The following is a 20,020-nucleotide window of genomic DNA, read 5'->3' as shown; positions in this document are numbered from 1 at the left end:
TCGAGCCCGGCGTGCCGTCCGCCCTCGCCGTCGCGAGCCGCGCGTCGCACCTGGCCGAGCACGACGCCCCGTTCCTCGAGCTCCTGCGCCGCGCCGTCGCCGCGGACGCGACCCCCGACCGGCTGGCCGCCGAGGGCCTGACCGCCGCCGGCCCCGCCCGATGACCCGCTCTCCCTCCGCGCCCCCGGGCGCCCCGATCCCCACCGTCCCGGAGCACCACGTGTCCACGCATCCACGACCCATCCGCCCCTCCGGGGCACCCGACCGCACCGGGGCGGCCCGGCGTCGACCGGCCCGACCACGCGCCGCGTCCCACGTCCGCCTCCCGGTGCTCGCCGCCGTCGCCGCGCTGCTCGCCCTCCCGTCCGCCGCCGACGCCCGCCGCACCGCGACGACGCCGGGGTTCCGGGGCCCGACGAAGCGCGTGACGACGAAGGCCCCGGCGCAGCCGCTCCCCAAGCGCCTGACGCTCGCCACCGGCGGCGCCCTGCCGCACGCGGTCGTCGACGACGCGGGGACGGCGTACGTCACGTGGCGGGTCGCCGACGGCGGCCCGGCCGGCGAGGACGCGATCGGCTTCTGCCGGCTGCCGCGCGGGGCCTCCGCGTGCGACAACCCGCCGGCCACGCGGCTGCTCGTCCCGCAGAAGGCGTACGGCGACGGCGACGACCCGACCCAGAACAAGGAGCTCAGCGACGGGCCGTACCCCGTGATCGTGGGAGACCAGCTGGCGATCCTCTCCTCGCGCTACCCGACGCGCTACGAGCTCCCCGACGGCACGGGCACCACGGACCGCGCCACGATCCTCTTCCTCTCGCTCGACGGCGGCACGTCGTTCAGCGCCGGCGGGCCGGCGGCGGCCGGCGTCGCGATCGACACGCCGCCGATCGCGTTCGGCACCCCGACGTCCCCGCGGATCGCGGCGCTGTCCTCGCAGCGCGAGGGCGGGACGTTCGTGCAGGCGCTCTCCCCCGGCACCTTCGTCGGCGGACGCGTCGACCTCGGTGCGCCCGACGCGTCCGGGGAGCGCTCCCAGCTGGCCGCGCTCCCCGGTGGTGGCGTGGCGGCCGTCGTCGTGACCGGCCCCGGGGCGTTCGCCGTCCGCCGCTTCGACGGCCAGGGCGACCCACAGGACCCGGCGCGCTGGACCGTCGCCGGCACGTTCAAGGGGTACCAGCCGTCGATCGCGACCGGCGCGGGCGGACGGCTCTTCGTCGCAGCCCGCCCGTCGTCCGACGTCGGCGTCTACGCCGTGACCGAGGTCGGCGGCGGGAAGCGCGGGACGGTGCAGCCGACGTCCGCCGCGATGACCCGCATCCTCGGCCGCGGCGGCGCGCTGAACGCGCTGATCGTCGACCGCGGCGACACGCGCGACGCCCCGAAGGGCCACAAGGGCCTGTTCCTCCGGCGCGGCGGCAGCGGCGACGGCACGTTCGGCGGCGAGCAGCGACTGACGACCGACGTCGCCGGGATCGACGACGTCTCGTTCGACGCCGCGCCGGACGGCGGTGGCTTCGCCACGTGGGTCCCGAGCGCCGAACAGGGTGCCGGCGAGGTCCGGGGCCTCTTCTTCGGGCAGCTCGCCCGCAGCACCGGCACGGGACTTCCGACCACGGTGCCGGGCAGCGTCACCGGCGGCGGCAACGTCACCGCCGCGGACTGCGAACGTCGCGAGTTCGGGAAGGTCAAGGCTCGCGTCGAGACGGGATGCTTCCTCAACGGCACGCGCGACGGCCACGCGGTCGCGGTCGCCGAGGGGCCCGTCCGCGTCAACGGCCTCCGCGTCGTGCCGCTGAACGGCACCCAGCTGGTGATCGACCCGAAGGCGAAGCAGCTCTACACCGCCGGCACCGGGACCGCCCGCGTCGAGATCCCCGTCGCCGGATCCGATCCGATCGTCCTCTGGCAGGGCGGACTCCGGCAGACGCTCGAGGCCGGCAAGGGCGGACGGCTGTTCGCGTTCGACACGAAGGCGTTCCCGGTGACGGTGAAGGGCTTCCCGCTCGTCGGCGCGCTGGAGCCGCGGATCGACGGCGACGGGTCGAGCATCACCGTCGCCCTGAAGCTCCCGACGGGCTTCGGCGAGGCCACGGGCCAGGCGACCCTGCGGATCGATGCGAAGACCGGGCTGCGCCTGGACAGCCTCTCCCTGAAGGCCGACCGGATCGTCGTCCCGCCCGTCCTCATCGACGACCTCCACCTCTCGTGGACCGCCGACGGCGACCGCTGGACCGGCGGCGCGAAGATCGGGCTGCCCGGAGGTGCCTCGCTCTCGTTCGAGGTGATCGTCGCGAACGGGAAGCTCGTCTCGGTGCGGGCGAGCTACGTCCCCGTCTTCCCGGGCGTCGTGCTCTACCCGGACGTCTTCCTGCACCGCATCGACGCCGGGTTCGGCCTGAGTCCGCTGACGATCTCCGGCGGCGCCGGGGTCGGGTTCCAGGCGCTCGCGCCGCCGACCGGTGCCGGCGCGCCGGGCACGTACCTGTTCGACCTCGACGGCTCCCTGAAGGCCGTCTTCGGCGACCCGTTCGTGCTCTCCGCCCACGGGGCGCTCAGCATCGCCTCGACGCTCGAGGTCGCGTCCGCGGACTTCGAGTTCTCGACGGCCGGCTACGCGAAGATCGGCGCGCGGATCGGCGCGTTCGAGCAGACCAGGCCGTTCCTCTACCTCGGCGCGACGCTCGACGTCTACGCCGGGAAGCACGGCGTGCAGGGCACCGGCAAGGGCGAGGCCTGCGCGCTCGGGAGATGCGTGACGATCGGGCAGGTCGTCGCCTCCACGAAGGGCCTCGGGGCGTGCGCGAAGCTCCCGTTCCCGACGTGGGACCCGCCGTTCGTCGAGCTCGTCGAGGGCAGCGCGACCTACCGCTGGGGCGACACGTTCCCGGACCTCAGCCAGGGCTGCGACCTCTCGAGCGTCACGCTCGCGGGGACCCGCCAGGCCGGCGGCGGCCCCACCCGCCTCGGCATCCCGAAGGGCACGAAGCGCGCGACGATCAACGTCGGCGGCAGCGGCGGGGTCCCCGTCGTCGACCTGGTCGACCCGTCGGGGCGGACGATCCAGCCCGAGGCGGACGGCGACCGGATCGCGACCGCCGGCACCGAGCAGAGCGCCTCGCGGACCGTCGTGCTCGGCGACCCGGCCCCCGGGACGTGGCAGGTCGTCGCCCGCGCCGGCTCGCCCGCCCTCACGGGGGTCCGCGCCTCCGTGCCCGCCCGCGAGCCGAAGGTGACCGCGAAGCTCGGGAGGGCCCGCGGAGCGGAGCGCCCGATCGCCTACCGGCTCGACGCGGTCGCGGACGAGACCGTGCGCTTCGTCGAGCGCACGAGCCGTGGCGCGGTCGTGCTGCCGGGCGGCGGCCGGAAGGGCACCGTCCGCTTCCGCCCCAACCCGCTCGTCCCCGGGCGGCACACGATCACGGCGGAGGTCCTCCAGGACGGCATCGTCAAGCACGTCCGCACCGTCGGCTCGTTCGTCCAGCCGCGCCTGCGGGTCGGGACGCCGACGCGGGTCGCCGTCCGCCGCCGTGGCCCCCGGCTGGAGGTCCGGTTCCGCCCCGGTGGTCCCGTCCGCCACGCGGTGCTCGTCCGCTACGGCGACGGCGGCCGCGAGACGACGGTCGTGCCGTCCGGTCGGGCGTCGGTGCGCGTCCGGGCGCCGCGACGCACGGTCCGCGCCGGCCGGACGACGGTCAGCGTGCGGGCGATCGCGGCGTCGGGACGGCTCGGGCGGCCGGCGCGGGCGACCCTGCGGCGGTGAGGGTCAGTCCGGCGTCCGGTCCAGGCGCCGGCTCCGCAGCGCGGGCAGGGCGAGCCAGAACCCGGCGAGGATCACCGCCGTCCACCCGGCCGGCAGGACCGCGAGCCACGAGTCGAACAGGCGGTCGCCGACCAGCACCGTGGCGGCGACGAGCGAGACCGACGTCGCCGCCGCGCCGGCCAGGAGCAGCCGGGTGCCGACCGCGACGATCCAGACCGCCTGCCCGCGGTGCAGCAGCGCGCGGTGCAGGACGCTCGGCGCCAGGAGCAGCGCCACGGCGAGCATCCCGGCCATGATCGACACGACGTAGGCCGTGCGCTGCGTGCCGTCGATGGTCGTCTGGAACGGCACGGCGAGCAGGAACCCGACGATCACCTGGATCCCGACCGCCGACACGCGGGTCTCCATCAGGAGCTCGCTGAGCTGCCGGGTGTGGCGCTCCGACGGGGTCTCCCCCGTGCGCGGGTGGCGATGGTCGCCGTGCTCCGCGCGGCCGGGGTGCTCGTCGACGGCGTCGCGGTCCGCCGGTGGGTCGGTCATCGGGGCGTCACGGGCTCCTGGTACCCCGGGACCGGTGACCCGGATCAGGCCCGCGGGCCCACGCCCATCGCCTCGCGGACGTCCGCGACCACCGGGCGGGCGATCGCGCGGGCCTTCTCGGCGCCGATCGCCAGGGCGGCCTCGATGGCGGCCTCGTCCTCGCGCAGCGCCGCGTAGCGCTCCTGGACGGGTGCGAGCAGCGTGATCACGGCGTCGGCGGTGGCGGCCTTCAGGTCGCCGTAGCCGCGGGCGTCGACGAGCGAGGCCTCGACCTCGTCGGGCGTGCGGTCGCTGGCGGCGGCGAGGATGTCGATGAGGTTCGAGACGCCGGCCTTCTCCGGGCCGCGGCGCAGCACCGGCGGGTTCTCGGAGTCGGTGACGGCGCGCTTGAACTTCTTCTCCATCGCCTTCGGCTCGTCGAGGAGGTACAGCGCCCCCTCGGGCGTCGACGACGACGTCGACATCTTCTTCTCGGGTGCCTGGAGGTCCATGATCCGCGCGCCCGAGGTCGGGTAGATCCCCTCGGGCACGGTGAGGATCTCGGTCCCACCCGTGCCGTCGGGGGCCGCCCCGCCGAAGCGCGCGTTGAAGCGCAGCGCGATGTCGCGCATCAGCTCGACGTGCTGGCGCTGGTCGTCGCCCACCGGCACGCGGTCCGCGCGGAACGCGAGGACGTCGGCGGCCATCAGCACGGGGTACAGGAAGAGCCCGGCGGAGACGAGCTCGCGCTGCTGCCCGGACTTCTCCTTGAACTGGTGCATCCGGTTCAGGTCGCCGTGCGCGGTCACGGCCGTCAGGAGCCACGTCAGCTCGGGCACCTCGGGCACGTCGCCCTGGCGGTAGAGGATCGAGCGCTCGGGGTCGATCCCGGCGGCGAGCAGGAGCGCGATCGTGTCGTACGTGCGGTCGCGGAGCTCGGCCGGGTCGTAGGCGACCGTCGTGGCGTGGAGGTCGACGACGCAGAAGATCGCGTCGTCCCCGGCGGCGGAGGCGTCCTCCTGCCCCGTCACGAAGTGCCGGATCGCCCCCAGGTAGTTGCCCAGGTGCTTGCGACCGGTGGGCTGGATGCCGGAATAGACGCGCACGGCACGGCAGCGTACCGGGCCGCCCCGGGCGCCCGACCCCCGGATCCGGTCCGCCCCGCGGGCCTCGTGGTTCGACCCCGGCGGCGCGGACCCCGGCGCCCGGTAGCGTGGGAGGCGGCCCGTCGCGCGCAGGAGGCGCGGGCCCGCACCCCACCCGGAAGGCCCCACGTGTTCCAGCAGATCCTCGTCGGTTGCGACGACGGCCCCGGCACCACCGACGCGCTGCGCCTGGCGGCCGAGCTCGCCTCCCTGGGCGACGACACCGAGCTGGTCCTGGTCCACGCCTACGCGCCCAACGCGACGCGCTTCGGGCGCCGTGGGAAGGCCGAGGAGCTCGACGACGCGCTGCACGGCGAGGGCATGCAGCTGCTCGAGCGTCTCCGGGCCGGGCTCCCTGCGGAACTCGACGGGCGCATCGAGCTCCTGTCGCTCCCGGTCTCGTCCGCCGCCTACGCGCTGCACGACCTCGCCGAGGGCCGCGACGCGGACCTCATCGTCATCGGGCCCGCGCAGCACGGTCCCGTCGGGCGCCTCGTGCTCGGCAGCGATTCGACGGGCATCCTGCACGGCGCGCCGTGCCCGGTCGCGATCCCGGCCCGCACGGAGGGCCACGCCCACGGCGCCGACGCCACCCGCGCGATCGCCGCGATCGGCGTGGGCTACGACGGCTCGCGCGTCGCCGACCGCGCCGTCGACTTCGCCGCCCGCTTGGCCGTCCGCGAGGACCGGCCGCTGGACGTCATCGGCGTGGCGGACTTCCTGCCCCCCGTGCCCACCACCGACGGCTTCGGCGGGCCCGCGCCGATCCAGCCGCCGCCCGTCGACCCGGAGACCGTCGACGCCGAGGTCCAGGCGCTGCTCGAGGAGCGCGTGACCACCCTGCCCGACGGCGCACGCGGCCGGCCGGTGACCCTGCACGGTGACGCGGCGGAGCAGCTGGCGGACCGCTCCGCCGAGCTCCACCTCCTCGTCATGGGCTCCCGCGACCACGGACCCGTCGGCCACGTCCTGCTGGGCAGCGTCTCGCGCCGGGTGCTCGACGACGCCCGCTGCCCGATCATCGTGGTGCCGCGGCACGCGGACGTCTGAGCCCGGTCGGCCTCCGGATCGCGGACGCGCACGGCCGGGCCGACGGCACGCCCCACCCGCTCCGCGGTCGGCCGCCCGCCGCAGGCCGTGCGGGCGAGGTCCGGGGCGCCGTGTGGTTCGATGGCCCGATGGACCTCCAGCTGGCCGGCAAGCGCGCACTCGTGACCGGCGGGAGCCGCGGGATCGGGCTCGCGATCGGCCGCGCGCTGGCCCGCGAGGGCGCCACCGTGGCACTGCTGGCGCGCGACGAGGCCGCGGTCGCGCTGGCCGCCGAGGAGCTCGGCGCCGAGACCGGGGCGCGGACCCTCGGCGTCTCGGCCGACACCGGCGGCGACGCCGACGTGCGACGCGCCGTCGACGAGGTCACGGCGGCCTTCGGGGGGATCGACATCGCGATCAACGCCGCCGCGCGTCCGGCGTCCAGCGGTCCGGCGATGTCGGCGATCGGGACGACCGACGACCGCGTCCGCGAGGAGCTCGAGGTCAAGCTGCTCGGCTACCTCCGGGTCGCCCGGGCGGTCGCGCCGCAGATGGTCGACCGCGGATGGGGCCGGATCGTCAACGTCTCCGGCCTGAACGCCCGGCGCTCCGGCTCCGTCGCCGGGTCGGTCCGCAACGTGGCCGTCGCGGCGCTGACGAAGAACCTCGCCGACGAGCTCGGCCCGCTCGGCGTGAACGTCACCGTCGTCCACCCCGGTCTGACGCGGACCGAGCGCACCCCCGCGATGGTCGCCGCCCGCGCCGAGCAGGACGGCTCGACCGAGGAGGAGGCCGAGGCCGCGCTGGCCGCCGACGTCTCGATCGGCCGGATCGTCGACGCCGCCGAGGTCGCGGACGTCGTCGCGTTCCTCGCGTCGCCGCGGAGCGTGGCGATCAACGGCGACGCGATCGCCGCGGGCGGCGGGCAGACGGGGCCGATCTTCTACTGAGCGGGCCCGACCGGACAGCCGCGCACGCGCGCCGCCGGCCGGTCGCGCTCGGGCCGGTAGCCGACGTCCGCCATGTGCGGGCAGCCGCCGTACTCGCCGCCGAACGACCCGGTCCACCCGCGCTCGGCCGGGTCCGGCAGGACCTGTCGCGCCGCGAAGTACGTGCGGGCGATCGCGGCGGTCACCGCCCGCGTCCGCGCCTTCGGGCGCTTGAGGTGCAGGACGTCGAGCAGCTCGTCCTCCATCAGCGCCAGCGTCAGCTCGCGGCCGACGCGCTGCAGCTCCGGCGGGAACCAGCGGGCCGCGTAGTCGTCGATCATCGCGCGGGCGACGGCCGCCCCGCCCGCGGACCAGGCCCAGTGCTCGCGCTCGTAGACCTGCATCCAGGACCAGAACGCGTCGAGGCTCTCCGGCATGTCCGTCAGGTGCATGCGCGCGCCGACGCCCCGCCAGAACCAGAAGTTGGCGTCCTTCTCCGCCTGCGTCAACGGGTCGGCGCCGAGGAGCGCGGGGATGCGGATCGCCTCGAACGTGAGGGACGCCAGCGTGTAGAGGCTCTGGTCGTTCCGGATCGGGAACTGCGCGTGGATCTCGTTCAGCCGCTCGATGGCCGCACGCCCCTCCGGGGACGAGTGCCCGTGCCGCATGAACTCGCCGAAGAAGACGAGCGTGTCGTCGTTGCGCTTCCGCGTGCGGACCATGATCGGGCTGCGCCCGCCGCGGTGGACGACCGCCGCGATCGACGGCACGGCCATCTGCCGCGCGAACGCCACGGTGTAGAGCGCCGCGGCGAGCGCGGGGTCGCCGAAGCGGACCTCGGCGCTCAGGTGGGTGATGCGCTCGTTGTCTACGACGGGGTCCAGCGCGGCGATCTCGTCCCGCGCCCACCGCGCGTGCTTCCGGTCCGGGGCCATGCCCGGATCGTACATACCTGCGTGCGCGCAAGCAACATGGTGCGCGGGTGGCGGTACGATCGCGGAGATGTCGTCCCCGTCAGCCCAGCCGGCCCGTCGCACCCAGGCCGAGCGCACCGCCGAGTCCGCGTCCCGGCTCCGCGAGGCGCTCGCCGCGCTGATAGCCGAGCAGGGCTACGAGCGCACGACGGCCGCACAGATCGGCGAGCGCGCGGGCTACAGCCGCGCGATGGTGCGCGAGCGGTTCGGGTCCAAGGACGCGCTGCTCCAGTCGCTGCACGCCGAGTACGAGGCGTCGATCCTCTCCGATGACCACCCGGACGACGAGACGGGTCTCGGGCGGGCGCTCCACGGCGTCGACCGGCTCCACGTGTTCGCGACCGAGCACCCGACGCTCCTGCGAGCGATCTTCGTCGTCTCGTTCGAGTCGGTCGGTGCGGCGCAGGACGCACGCCCGACCGTCGTGCGGTGGCTCGACGTGCTCGTCGCGCAGAGCCGCTCGTGGCTGATCGCCGGGATGGCGGACGGCTCCGTCCGCAGGGACCTCGACGCCGACGCCGAGTCCGACCGCTGGCTCACCGAGGCGATCGGCGGCGGCTTCCGCTGGGTGCTGGCGCCCGACGACGTCGACTACCCCGCGCACCTCCTCGCGTGGCGCGCGGCGCTGCGCGCGCGCTACGCCGCCTGAACCCGACCCGCGGTGCGGGTCCCTCAGTCGCGGAGCTCCTCGGCGAGCTTCTCGAGGACGCGGCCCTGGATCGCGCGCAGGCCGGCCGGCGCGAACGTGCGCTCGAAGAACCCGCCGACCCCGCCGGCGCCCTTCCAGGTCGTCTCGACCTTGACGGTCGACGTGCTGTCCGTCAGCGGCTCGGCCGTCCACGTCGTGACGAGCGTCGAGTTGCGGTCGCGCTCGACGACGCCGCCCGCGGAGGTGACGTCGACGTCCGCGATGACGTCGCGCGAGCGCTTCTTCGTCGCCTGGAGCGTCCACGCGGCGACGGTGCCGTCGCCCTCGCCGCCCTCGAGCACCCGGTAGTCGCGGTACTCGTCGGTGAGGATCCGCGGGCGGATCGTCGCGTAGTCCTGCAGGGCCCTGCGGACGACGTCGACGGACGCGGGGACCTGGGCTTCGGTGTGGACGTGGATCTGGCTCATGCGGTGGGCTCCGTCGGAGGTCGGGAGGCGGGGATCCGGCGCTTCGCGGGCGGGACCGAGGGGCGCGGGGCCCACCCGGCACGGCGACACCGGACGTCCCGACGAGTATGGCGCGACGATCGGCCGTCCCGCCTCGTGCTGCCCGTGAGGGAATCGTGAGGATGCCGACGCGCCACGTCGTACGGTGTCCGCGCACGGGTAGGGTGGCCGCACCCCGTCGCCGTCCCAGGAGTCCCAGTGCCCCCATCAGGCCCCCGCACGGTCGTCGCCACCGCGACGATCGCAGCGTCCCTCGTCCTCGCCGCCCCCGTCGGCGCCGCAGGCCCGCCGCCGCGCGTCTCGGTCACCGAGGGCGCCCCGATCACCTACGCGCGGACGGACGCCGCCGTCCCCGCGGCCGTCCGCCGGGCGATCGCGCAGCGCAAGCCGCTCGTCGTCGCGATGAGCCTCGCCCCGGTGCCCGCGGAGAAGCTCGACGCGCGGGCCAAGACGGTCCGGGCGGTCGGCAATCGCGTCGAGCGGGTCAAGGGCGTGACGGTCACGCGTCGGTACGACCACCTGCCGAACGTCCTGGCCCGCGTGAGCAGCACGGACGCCGCGAAGCGCCTCGTGCAGACGAAGACCGTCGCGTCGATCTCGGTCGACCAGCGGGTGCGCCCGGCCGACGCGGCGTCCGCGGCGTACGTCGGCGCGCCGCAGCTCCGCGCCGCGGCCGCGGACGGGCAGGGCGTCACCGTCGCGATCCTCGACAGCGGCCTGAACCTCGGCCCCGAGTTCGGCACGTGCGCCGCGCCCGGCGCCTCCGGCTGCAGCGTCCGGCGTGTCACCGACGTCGCGGGCGGCGGCGACACGGACCATGGTCACGGCACGGCCGTCGCGTCGATCGTCCACGAGGTCGCGCCCGCCGCGACGATCGACGCCTACGACGTGATGTCCGGCGCCGGGGACGACCAGGGCGCCGACTGGGGCGACCTCCTCGTCGCCCTGGACCGCGTGACGGCGCAGCGACGGTCGGCGAAGACCCCGACCGTCGTCAACATGAGCCTCGGGCTGGGCCCGGAGGGCAGCGTCGGGCTGTGCAAGGCCGGCGGGCCGCTGGCCGGGAGCATGCGGCAGCTCGTCGCCGCGGGCGCCCTGCCGTTCGCCGCGACCGGCAACGACTTCTCGGACGTCGTCTCGTACCCGGCGTGCCTGCCGGGCGTCGTCGCCGTCGGGGCGACCGTCGATCAGGCGTTCAGCGAGGTCTACCCGTTCGAGGACGGACCGAAGACGTTCGACTACGTGCCGGCCTCCGTCGTCGCGTACACGAACATCAGCCCGCGGCTCGACGTGTGGGGCACGGTCAACTGGGACACCCCCGGGGCGGCCGGCTTCAACGGCACGTCGGCCGCCACCCCGTCGGTGGCGGGCATCGCGGCGAGCGTCATCGGCGCCCGCCCCAGCCTCAAGGTCGACGAGGTGCGCAAGGCGATCGTGGGCACGGGCCCGGTCATCAAGGACCCGTGGGAGGGCGTCTCCCGCCATCGCGTCGACGGCGCGGCGGCCCTGGCGTCGGTCGGCGGCACGGTCACCCCGCCGGTGCTCCCGCCCGACAGCCGGATCACCCAGACCGTCGACCACTTCTACACGTACGTCCTGGGCCGAGCCGCCGAGGACGGCGGCCGGCGTCACTGGTACGACAAGATCGTCAACGACTGCCGCGGGCAGGTCACGAACGTCTTCTACGCGTTCTTCCTGGGCCAGGAGTTCGAGGGCCTGAAGCTGTCGGCCGACGACGTCGTCAAGCGGATGTACAGCGGTGGGCTGCGTCGCCTCCCGGAGGACGCGAAGGCCCTGAACCACTGGAAGACGGTCCTCGCCTCCAAGGGTCTGGCGGCGACGCTGAAGCAGTTCGCGGCGGGCGCCGAGTTCACGGCCCAGACCGTGAACCTCACCTGCGGCGCGCCGTAGTCGCGGACGGGCGGTCGCGGCTCCTCGCCGCGACCGCCGCGCGTCAGGCGATCGCCTGGCGGATGCGCGGCTTCTTCGCCGCGCCGGCCTCGTCCAGGCGCCGCACGGGCGTCGAGTACGGGGCGTTCTGCGCGATCGTCGGGTCCTCGGCGGCCTCGCGGAGGATCTCCGCCAGCGCCTCGGCGAACGCGTCGAGGGTCTCGCGGGCCTCGGTCTCGACGGGCTCGATCAGGAGCGCCTCCTCGACCAGCAGCGGGAAGTAGACCGTCGGCGGGTGGAACCCGTGGTCGAGCAGCCGCTTGGCGAGGTCCAGGGTCTTGATCCCGAGGTCGCGCTTCATCGGGCCGCCGGAGATCACGAACTCGTGCATGCAACGGGTGCCGAACGCGAGCGGCAGGTGCTCCCGGACCCCGAGCTCCTCGAGCTTCGCCAGCAGGTAGTTCGCGTTCAGGACGGCGACCTCGGACGCGTCCTTCAGCCCCGAGCCGCCGAGGCTGAGGATGTAGGCGTAGCAGCGGACGAAGACGCCGTAGTTGCCCTGGAAGCCGCGGAGCTTGCCGATCGACCGGGAGCCGGGCTCGCCGCCGTCGACGCCGCCGGGCAGGTCCGCCGGGTCGGAGATCAGCTCGAAGCGGTGCTCGGCGGCCGCACCGTTGGCGGGCGCGAGCTCCTCGCGGCGGATCACCGGCACGGGCACGTAGGGCGCGATGCGGTCGGAGACCGCGATCGGACCGGAGCCCGGACCGCCGCCGCCGTGCGGCTGCGTGAACGACTTGTGCAGGTTGAAGTGCACGATGTCGAAGCCCATGTCGCCGGGGCGCGTGATGCCCATGATGGCGTTGAGGTTCGCGCCGTCGTAGTAGAGCACGCCGCCGACGCCGTGGACGATCGAGGCGATCTCCTCGATGTTCGGGTCGAAGATCCCCAGCGTGTTGGGGTTCGTGAGCATGATCAGCGCGACGTCGTCGTCGGCCTTCGCCCGCAGGTCGTCGATGTCGACGCCGCCGTCGGGGTTCGTCGCGACCTTCACGACCTCGAGGCCGGCCATCGTCACCGTGGCGGGGTTCGTCCCATGCGCGGTGTCCGGGGTCAGGACCTTGCGGCGGTTCTCGCCGCGGGCCTCGTGGTAGGCCCGGGCCAGGAGCACGCCGGCGAGCTCCCCGTGCGACCCGGCGGACGGCTGCAGGCAGACGTGCGGCAGGCCCGAGACCTCGGCCAGCTGGCGCTCCAGGCCGTACATGACCTCGAGCGCGCCCTGGGCGTGGTCCTGCGTCTGGAACGGGTGCAGCCGGGAGTGGCCGGGCAGCGCGCCGACCCGCTCGTGCAGGCGCGGGTTGTACTTCATCGTGCACGACCCGAGCGGGTAGAAGCCGGTGTCGAGGTCGAAGTTCCGGCGGCTCAGGCGCACGTAGTGGCGGACGAGCTCGGGCTCGGTGACCTGCGGCAGGCGCGCCGGCGTCGTGCGACGCAGCTTCGCCGGGAGGATCTCGTCGAGCGCGACCTCCGGGACCCCGGTGGCCGGGGCGACGAACGCGCGGCGGCCCTCGACGCCCTTCTCGAAGATCGTCGTCGCGTGGTCGCGCTGGATCGGGTTGACCGACGTCGTCGGCGCGGCGAGCGGGCGCGGGTCGGAGCCGCCGGCGGCGGGCAGCACGGCCTCGCGGGCGATGGCGCTGTCGTCGCCGATGTGGACGTCCTTCGTGCCGCGGCCGGTGGTGTTCTCGGTCGTGCTCATGCGGAGACCTCCGTCCGGGCGGCGGCATCCGTCGTGCCGCTCCGCTGGGACTGGATCGCCTCGCCGACGAGGCGGGCGAGCTCGTCGATCTGCTCCTTCGTGCGCTGCTCGGTGAGCGCGACGAGGAGGCCGTCGTCGTGGACGCCCGCGTGGGTGCGGCTCAGCGCGAGGCCCGGGTTGACGCCGTGGTCCTGGACGTAGGCCACGAGCTGCGGCACGTCGACGCCCGGGAGGCGGAGCGCGAACTCGCGGACGACCGGCTGGTCGTGCAGGAGCTCGACGCCGTCGACGGCGGCCAGGGTGGTGCGCGCGTAGTGCGTGCGCTGGACGAGCAGGTTCGCGAGCTCCGGGAGGCCCTCGCGGCCGAGCCAGCCGAGGTAGACGACGCCGGCCAGCGCGTTCAGCGCCTGCGACGTGCAGATGTTCGACGTCGCCTTCTCGCGGCGGATGTGCTGCTCGCGGGTCTGGAGCGTCAGGACGAAGCCGCGGCGGCCGTCGACGTCGACGGTCTCCCCCGCGATCCGGCCCGGCATGCGGCGGAGGAAGGCCTCGCGCGCCGCGAAGAAGCCGAACGACGGACCGCCGAAGTCCAGGCGGTTGCCGAGAGTCTGGCCCTCGCCGACGGCGACGTCGACGTCGGTCTCGCCGGGGGGCGCCAGGACGCCGAGGGTGATCGGGTCGTACGCGCCGATGACGACGGCCGGGGAGTCGTCCTTCGCGGCGTCGGAGAGCGCCTGGACGTCCTCGACGGCGCCGAGGAAGTTCGGCTGCTGGAGGATCGCGGCGGAGGTGTCGCCGTCGACCGCGGCGGACCAGGCGTCGAGGTCGGTGACGCCGTCCTTCAGCGGGACGACGGTGACCGTGCTGCCGTAGCCGACGGCCAGCGTCTCGAGCGTCTGGATCGTGTGCGGGTGCACGCCGGCGGAGACGACGATCCCCGTCTTCGAGTTGACGAGCTTCGCGAGGTAGGCGGCGGCCGCGACGGCGGACGGGCCCTCGTAGACCGACGCGTTGGAGACCGGCAGCGCCGTGAGCTCCGAGATCGCGGTCTGGTACTCGAACATGACCTGGAGGCCGCCCTGGGAGACCTCGGGCTGGTACGGCGTGTACGGCGTCAGGAACTCCGACCGGCCGAGCAGCATGTCGATGATCGACGGCACGTAGTGGTCGTACATCCCGGCGCCGAGGAACGTGACCTCGTCCTCCGCGGAGGTGTTCTTCGCCGCGAGGCGTCCGAGCTCGGCGTTGACCTCCTGCTCCGACAGCCCCTCCGGGATGTCGAGCGGCCGGTCCAGCAGCAGCGCCTGCGGGATCTGCTCCGCGAGGAGCTCGTCGATCGAGGCGACGCCGACGGCGGCCAGCATGGCCTCGCGGTCGGCGTCGGTGGCGGTGGTGTAGCGGGTCACGGGATGCCCTTCCGGAAGGGGACGAAGGTGCCCCGGGCCGTCCGGGCCGCGGACCGCACCCGGTGGGTGCGACACGGGCCGCCGGACGGGCGGGGAGGAAGCGGGGTGGCGGGCGGGTGGCCCGTCCGTCAGTCGAGCGACGCCACGTAGGCGGCCTGGTCGAGGAGCTGGTCGACCTGCGACGGGTCCGAGAGCCTGACCTTGACCATCCAGCCGTCCTCGTAGGACGACTCGTTGATGGACTCGGGGCTGTCCTCGAGCGCCGGGTTGACCTCGACGACCTCGCCCGACAGCGGCGCGATGACGTCGGAGACGGCCTTGACCGACTCGACCTCGGCGTAGCTCTCGTCCTTGGTGACCGTCGCCCCGACCTCGGGGGCGTCGAAGAAGACGACCTCGCCCAGGGCGTCCTGGGCGAACCAGGTGATGCCGAACGTCGCGACGTCGCCGTCGATGCGGGCCCAGTCGTGCTCGGGGTGGTACTTCAGGTCTTCGGGGTACGACGCGTCGGCCATTGCTGCTCCAGGTACGGGGTCGAGGTGAGGGACGGTTGAGTTCGGGGCCCGGCCGCGACGGCCCTGCGGGCGCGTCGGCGTGGCCGGGCGGCGCTCCCGTGCACGCGCGGCCTGATGGTCGGGCGGCGTCGGGAGCGGGGCATCCGGGTCAGTTGGGACGCTTGTAGAGCGGCTTGGTCGCGACCTCGGCGGGGCGCTCGCGGCCGCGGACGTCGATCGTCAGCGGCGTGCCGACCTCGGCGCTCGCCACCGGGACGTAGGCCAGGCCGATCCCGATGCCGAGGCTCGGGGAGAACGTGCCGCTCGTGACGGTGCCGCCACCGACGACGTCGTTGCCGCCGCGCGGGATGCCCTTGTCGGTGAACCGGAACGGCACGAGCTTCTCGCCGTGCGGCGAGCCGCCCGCGCGGGCCGCGGCGACGGCCTCGGAGCCCACGAAGCCCGTGGCCTCCTTGCACGCCCAGCCGAGGCCGGCGCCGATCGGGTCGCGGTCCTCGGAGAGATCGTTGCCGTACAGGTGGAAGCAGGCCTCCATCCGCAGGGTGTCCCGCGCGCCGAGACCGGCGGGCTGGACGCCGGCGGCCAGCAGGGCGTCCCAGAGGTCCGGGGCGACGGCCGGCGGGACGAGCAGCTCGACGCCGTCCTCCCCCGTGTAGCCGGTGCCGGCGACGAGGACGTCGGCGTCGTTCCAGATCGCGCCGCCGGTCCGGAACGGGCCGGGCAGCTCGTAGCCGAGGACCTGCGAGGTGATGCGGCGGGCGTCGGGGCCCTGCACGGCGAGCATCGCGAACTCGTCGAAGGCGTCCTCGACGGTGACGTCGAAGCCCTCGGCCCAGCGCTGGAACCAGGCGAGGTCCTTGGCGTGGTTGCTCGCGTTGGTGACCGTCAGGTAGACGTCGTCGGCGAGGCGGTAGGTGAAGAGGTCGTCCAGGACGCCGCCGTCCTCGGTGCAGAGGACCGAGTACTGCGAGCCGCCGACGGCGATCTTCTCGACGTCGTTGGAGAGGATCCGCTGCAGGAACGCCGCGGCCTGCGGGCCGACGGTGCGGATCTCGCCCATGTGCGAGACGTCGAAGACGCCCGCCGCGGAGCGGACCGCAAGGTGCTCCTCCTTGACGCCCACGTACTGCACGGGCATCTCCCAGCCGGCGAACGGCACCACGCGGGCACCGGCGGCGAGGTGCCGCTCGTACAGCGGCGTGCGCCGCAGATCCGTCGTCGAACTCACTGCGCCAGCCTACCAACGGGTCCGGGCACGCCCCGGTCCCGTCGGACAGGATCGGCTGTCCGGGTGGCCCGAGCCCCGCCGGAGTCCTGCGCGCCCCGTACCCGAGAAGCTCGGGTCGGGGCCCGGCCCCACTCCGGGTGGCCCGAGCCCCGCCGGAGTCCTGCGCGCCCCATACCCGAGAAGCTCGGGTCGGGGCCCGGCCCCACTCCGGGTGGCCCGAGCCCCGCCGGAGTCCTGCGCGCCCCATACCCGAGAAGCTCGGGTCGGGGCCCGGCCCCCTACCGGAGGAAGGCCGGGATGTCGATGTCGTCGTCGCCGATCTCGAGCGACGAGCCGGTCTGACGACCGGGGCGCGGGGCGCGGTCGTCCTCGCGGCTGCCGCGGCGTGGCCGCTCGGAGCGCTCGCTCCGGCCGCCGCGGTCGCGATCGCGGTCCCGGTCGTCCCGCTCGGTGCCACGGCCGGGCCGGGAGGCCGACGAGGACGAGGACGAGCTGCTCGTGGCGGCCTGGCGGGCCGCGCGGGTCTTGTCGAAGCCGGTGGCGATGACGGTGACGCGGATCTCGTCGCCCATGTCCTCGTCGATGACGGCGCCGAAGATGATGTTCGCGTCGCCGTCGGCGGCCTGCTGGACGATCTCGGCGGCCTCGTTGACCTCGAAGAGGCCGAGCTCGCGGCCGCCGGTGATGTTCAGCAGGATGCCGGTGGCGCCCTCGACGGAGTCCTCGAGCAGCGGGCTGGCGATCGCCTGCTTGGCGGCCTCGCCGGCGCGGGTCTCGCCGCCGGACTGGCCGATGCCCATGAGCGCGGTGCCGGCGTCGTGCATGACGGTCCGGACGTCCGCGAAGTCGAGGTTGATGAGGCCCGGGATCGTGATCAGGTCCGTGATGCCCTGGACGCCCTGGCGCAGCACGTTGTCGGCGGAGCGGAAGGCGTCGAGGATCGACGTGCGCTTCTCGACGAGGCCGAGCAGGCGGTCGTTCGGGATCACGACGAGCGTGTCGACGACCTCGCGGAGGCGGTTGATGCCGTCCTCGGCCTGGCGCATGCGCTGGCTGCCCTCGAACGAGAACGGCCGGGTGACGACGCCGACGGTCAGCGCGCCGATCTCGCCCTTGGCGATCTCCGCGATGACGGGGGCCGCACCGGTGCCGGTGCCGCCGCCCTCGCCCGCGGTGACGAACACCATGTCGGCGCCCTTCAGGGCGTCGCGGATCTCGTCGCGCGACTCCGAGGCGGCTGCGTGGCCGACCTCCGGGTTGGCGCCGGCCCCCAGGCCGCGCGTGACCTCACCACCGATGTTGATCTTGATGTCGGCGTCGCACATCTGCAGCGCCTGGGCATCGGTGTTGCACGCGACGAACTCCACGCCGCGCAGGCCCGCGTCGATCATGCGGTTGACGGCGTTGGTGCCGCCGCCGCCGACGCCGACGACCTTGATGACGGCGAGGTAACTGCCGGTGGCGTCCATAAAAGCGTGTATCTCCGGTCCTGGGGGTGCGCTGGGGGTTGAGGGAACGTGCGGGTGGTCCCGACCGCGAGCGCCCAGACAGCCAAGCTAGGTGTGCTCAGCCGGTGTTGTCAACGTCGATCATAGGCACGCAACGGGGATTGCACGCCTTCTCTAGACGTCGACTGAAGCCTCAAGTAGCCGAGCCTCAGGCTGTGGTTCAGGGTGTGGTCTGGCTCGTGGGTGCCGTGGCGCCGCCGGACGTGCCGGGGGTGCCGCTCGTCCCGGTGCCTGCCGCGCCGGTGCTCGCGGCGCCCGAATCCGTGGTCCCCGACGCGCCGCCGGAGGCCCCGGTCGACGTCCCGGTGGTGCCGGCCGCCGCCCCGGTGCCGCCCGTGCCCGTGGCCTGGGCTCCGGCTCCGGTCGTCCCGGTGGGGGCGCTCGCCGCGGTCCCGGCCGTCGTCGCCCCGGCCGTCGAGGGCGACGTCGTCGCGGCCGCCGGCGTCCCGGTGCCGGTGCCCTGACCGTCGCCGGAGGTCGCGTCGCCCGGCGACGCCGTCGGGTCGGTCGGTCGGTCCTCGGCGGTCGCGAGCGCATCCGTGCTCGACGTGATCTTCCCGGCCTTCGCGGTTCGCGACGGGAGCCCGGGAGGCGCGCCCTTCCCGGCGACCGGCTGCTCGGGGACGCGGAGATCGATCCACGTCGCGCCGGCCGTCCCGCGGTCGCTGAGGACCGCCACCGCCGCCGCCCATTTCGCGGCGACCCGCTCGGTGTCGCGGAAGAGCAGCGCCGGGCCGTTCGCGATCCGGACGACCGTGCCGCTGTCGACGCGCGCCACGTGGGCGAGGAGCTCGGGCGGGGCCTTCGACAGCACGGTCGCGGCCAGGAGCGCTCCGCCGACGACCTTCCCGTCGGCGGTGCGCCCTCCGCGGATCAACGGCAGCTTGCCGACCTCCCAGTCGGGGAGGAGCTTGCCGTCGGTCGCGACCGCGACCCGCTTGCCGCCGTCCTCGACCGCCGCGACGGCGAGGCGCTGGTGGACCTCGACCTGGACGGCGTGCGGGAAGTTCGTGTGGATCGTGAGCCCGGTGATGCTCGAGGTGCCGGCGACGGCGCGGTGCACGGCGCCCTCCCCGAAGCCGAGCGTGCTCTGCCCGAGGGCGGCCTGCTCGATCTCGTGGCGGATCTTCGCGGCGTCGGGGCCCTGGGCCCCCACGACGGTGACCCGCTGGACCGTCGAGAGCGGCGTCAGGCGGAGGGCGAGGTAGACGATCGCGATCGTGCCGAGGATCCCGATCGCGACGAGCAGGCCCAGCCGTCGCGAGGCCGCGGGGCCCGTGCCCCGCGGGATGCTCCACGTCGGGCGGGACGTGCGGAGGGCGGCACCTGCGTCGAGCAGGCGCCCGGAGAGCGACGGGGTCGGCATCACCCGACGGGTTCGCCGCGGCCGGGCGGGTCCCTCCCCGCCCGCCGACGAAGGTCCGCCGCCGATGCCGCCGCGCGCGGGACCGTCCGGGTGCCCGGGGCGGACCGCGTCCTTCCGCCCCGGACGCTCGACGGCGTCCGGTGCGTGCGGCAGGATCGGCGGATCCCGCCCGCGGTGCGTTCCGCGGGCCGTCCCGTCCTCGAGCACCAGGAACCCACGTATGCCCGGATCGTCCGCCCACCGGTGCGGCTCCTCCACGACGTCCGTCGGACGCCGGGGGCCCGGGCGGCCCGCCGGTGTCCTGGCGCTCGCGGCCGGGATCGCCGCCGCCGCGGTCCCGGCGACCGCCGCGGCGGACCCCGTCGTCGGACCGTCGATCGCCTCCGGCGTGTCGGCGAGCGGGCAGGCCTGGAGACAGCGGGCCGCGATCGACGGCCCGACGCTCCAGCTCGAGACGTCCTTCCCGATGGGCCGGCACGGCGACGGCGGCGGCTTCCTGTCGGTCCCGTGGCGGTCGCACGCCCGGCTCGCGGTCTCGCAGGGCAGCGGCTTCGGGACGGCGGACGAGTGGGAGGTCGACGGCGTCGTCTACCGGACGGTCGCGCGCGTCCGGGTGACGACGATCGACGGCCGGACCACGACGTTCCGCCCCCGCCGTGCCCCGCGCGCCGCGATCCGGAGGTACCCGCAGCTCGCGCGGTACCGGTTCTTCGTGCGGTTCTTCCCGAACGATCGCCAGCCGCTGACGGTCGAGGCGCTGTCCCCGCGGGGCCGCGCGATGGCGGAGCAGCGCGTCGGGCTGCCGTGATCAGCGGCAGCATCCGCCGACCACCGGCGGCG

The 20,020-nt window shown here is 74.7% G+C and carries 16 protein-coding genes; 6 read left to right on the top strand and 10 right to left on the bottom strand.

Translation table 11 applies throughout. From position 1 onward, the window contains the following. The first annotated feature begins 328 nt into the window (after positions 1 to 328). Positions 329 to 3,760, top strand: coding sequence for a hypothetical protein (locus PATMI_RS0117345; RefSeq protein WP_026911788.1), 3,432 nt, complete (start codon positions 329 to 331; stop codon positions 3,758 to 3,760). Between the two features lie 3 nt (positions 3,761 to 3,763). Here PATMI_RS0117345 and PATMI_RS34925 read toward each other — a convergent pair whose 3' ends face one another. Together PATMI_RS34925 and trpS are read right to left on the bottom strand one after the other, a co-directional pair. Then, a complete protein-coding gene (locus PATMI_RS34925; protein WP_051471928.1) occupies positions 3,764 to 4,300 on the bottom strand; it encodes a DUF6328 family protein in 537 nt (178 codons plus the stop codon). Between the two features lie 44 nt (positions 4,301 to 4,344). After that, complete coding sequence (gene trpS / locus PATMI_RS0117335) at positions 4,345 to 5,385, bottom strand: tryptophan--tRNA ligase (protein WP_026911787.1); 1,041 nt, start codon at positions 5,383 to 5,385, stop codon at positions 4,345 to 4,347. 168 nt (positions 5,386 to 5,553) lie between these two features. On the opposite strand from trpS, the gene PATMI_RS36840 reads away from it, so the two are divergent. Both PATMI_RS36840 and PATMI_RS0117325 read left to right on the top strand, forming a co-directional pair. Continuing rightward, on the top strand, positions 5,554 to 6,474 hold the full coding sequence (locus tag PATMI_RS36840) for a universal stress protein (RefSeq protein ID WP_051471927.1): 921 nt from the start codon (positions 5,554 to 5,556) through the stop codon (positions 6,472 to 6,474). A gap of 128 nt (positions 6,475 to 6,602) precedes the next feature. Further along, the gene (locus tag PATMI_RS0117325; protein WP_026911786.1) at positions 6,603 to 7,403 is read left to right on the top strand and encodes an SDR family NAD(P)-dependent oxidoreductase; all 801 of its coding nucleotides are present in this window, start codon (positions 6,603 to 6,605) and stop codon (positions 7,401 to 7,403) included. Here PATMI_RS0117325 and PATMI_RS31145 read toward each other — a convergent pair. Beyond that, entirely contained in the window at positions 7,397 to 8,317 is a 921-nt protein-coding gene (locus PATMI_RS31145; RefSeq protein WP_051471924.1) for an oxygenase MpaB family protein, read from the bottom strand. The two genes, PATMI_RS0117325 and PATMI_RS31145, sit on opposite strands and share 7 nt — an antisense overlap. A 67-nt stretch (positions 8,318 to 8,384) precedes the next feature. Between PATMI_RS31145 and PATMI_RS36835 the strand changes: the two genes are divergently transcribed. Next, on the top strand, positions 8,385 to 9,005 hold the full coding sequence (locus PATMI_RS36835; protein WP_051471923.1) for a TetR/AcrR family transcriptional regulator: 621 nt from the start codon (positions 8,385 to 8,387) through the stop codon (positions 9,003 to 9,005). Positions 9,006 to 9,028: 23 nt separating this feature from the next. Here the strand turns inward: PATMI_RS36835 and PATMI_RS0117310 are convergent, their stop codons facing one another. Next, positions 9,029 to 9,472, bottom strand: coding sequence for an SRPBCC family protein (locus PATMI_RS0117310; protein ID WP_026911785.1), 444 nt, complete (start codon positions 9,470 to 9,472; stop codon positions 9,029 to 9,031). Between the two features lie 237 nt (positions 9,473 to 9,709). On the opposite strand from PATMI_RS0117310, the gene PATMI_RS0117305 reads away from it, so the two are divergent. Next, positions 9,710 to 11,422: a S8 family peptidase gene (locus PATMI_RS0117305; protein ID WP_026911784.1), complete on the top strand. Its 1,713-nt coding sequence runs from the start codon at positions 9,710 to 9,712 to the stop codon at positions 11,420 to 11,422. A 43-nt stretch (positions 11,423 to 11,465) separates the two neighbouring features. Here the strand turns inward: PATMI_RS0117305 and gcvPB are convergent, their stop codons facing one another. The 6 genes from gcvPB to PATMI_RS34910 all read right to left on the bottom strand — a co-directional run bounded on the left by gcvPB (position 11,466) and on the right by PATMI_RS34910 (position 19,180). Then, positions 11,466 to 13,157 (bottom strand): aminomethyl-transferring glycine dehydrogenase subunit GcvPB, encoded by a 1,692-nt coding sequence (gene gcvPB, locus PATMI_RS0117300; RefSeq protein WP_084270031.1) that lies wholly within the window; start codon positions 13,155 to 13,157, stop codon positions 11,466 to 11,468. Further along, positions 13,154 to 14,563 (bottom strand): aminomethyl-transferring glycine dehydrogenase subunit GcvPA, encoded by a 1,410-nt coding sequence (gcvPA, locus tag PATMI_RS0117295; protein WP_026911782.1) that lies wholly within the window; start codon positions 14,561 to 14,563, stop codon positions 13,154 to 13,156. Before gcvPA ends, gcvPB begins: the two co-directional genes overlap by 4 nt. 128 nt (positions 14,564 to 14,691) lie before the next feature. Further along, the gene (gene gcvH / locus PATMI_RS0117290; protein ID WP_026911781.1) at positions 14,692 to 15,078 is read right to left on the bottom strand and encodes a glycine cleavage system protein GcvH; all 387 of its coding nucleotides are present in this window, start codon (positions 15,076 to 15,078) and stop codon (positions 14,692 to 14,694) included. A 148-nt stretch (positions 15,079 to 15,226) separates the two neighbouring features. Further along, complete coding sequence (gcvT, locus tag PATMI_RS0117285) at positions 15,227 to 16,306, bottom strand: glycine cleavage system aminomethyltransferase GcvT (RefSeq protein WP_026911780.1); 1,080 nt, start codon at positions 16,304 to 16,306, stop codon at positions 15,227 to 15,229. Positions 16,307 to 16,584: 278 nt separating this feature from the next. Further along, positions 16,585 to 17,775 carry a cell division protein FtsZ gene (gene ftsZ / locus PATMI_RS0117280; RefSeq protein WP_026911779.1) on the bottom strand — a complete coding sequence of 397 codons (1,191 nt, stop codon included), beginning with the start codon at positions 17,773 to 17,775 and terminating at the stop codon, positions 16,585 to 16,587. Between the two features lie 199 nt (positions 17,776 to 17,974). Beyond that, positions 17,975 to 19,180: a cell division protein FtsQ/DivIB gene (locus PATMI_RS34910; protein WP_157260824.1), complete on the bottom strand. Its 1,206-nt coding sequence runs from the start codon at positions 19,178 to 19,180 to the stop codon at positions 17,975 to 17,977. Positions 19,181 to 19,400: 220 nt separating this feature from the next. On the opposite strand from PATMI_RS34910, the gene PATMI_RS0117270 reads away from it, so the two are divergent. Beyond that, positions 19,401 to 19,988, top strand: a complete 588-nt coding sequence (locus PATMI_RS0117270; RefSeq protein ID WP_026911778.1) for a hypothetical protein — start codon at positions 19,401 to 19,403, stop codon at positions 19,986 to 19,988. Positions 19,989 to 20,020 lie beyond the last annotated feature (32 nt).

It is taken from the genome of Patulibacter minatonensis DSM 18081 (assembly GCF_000519325.1).
Classification (GTDB): Bacteria; Actinomycetota; Thermoleophilia; order Solirubrobacterales; family Solirubrobacteraceae; genus Patulibacter; species Patulibacter minatonensis.
Note: the sequence above shows the minus strand (reverse complement) of the source record. Positions and strands in the feature narration are given on the sequence as shown.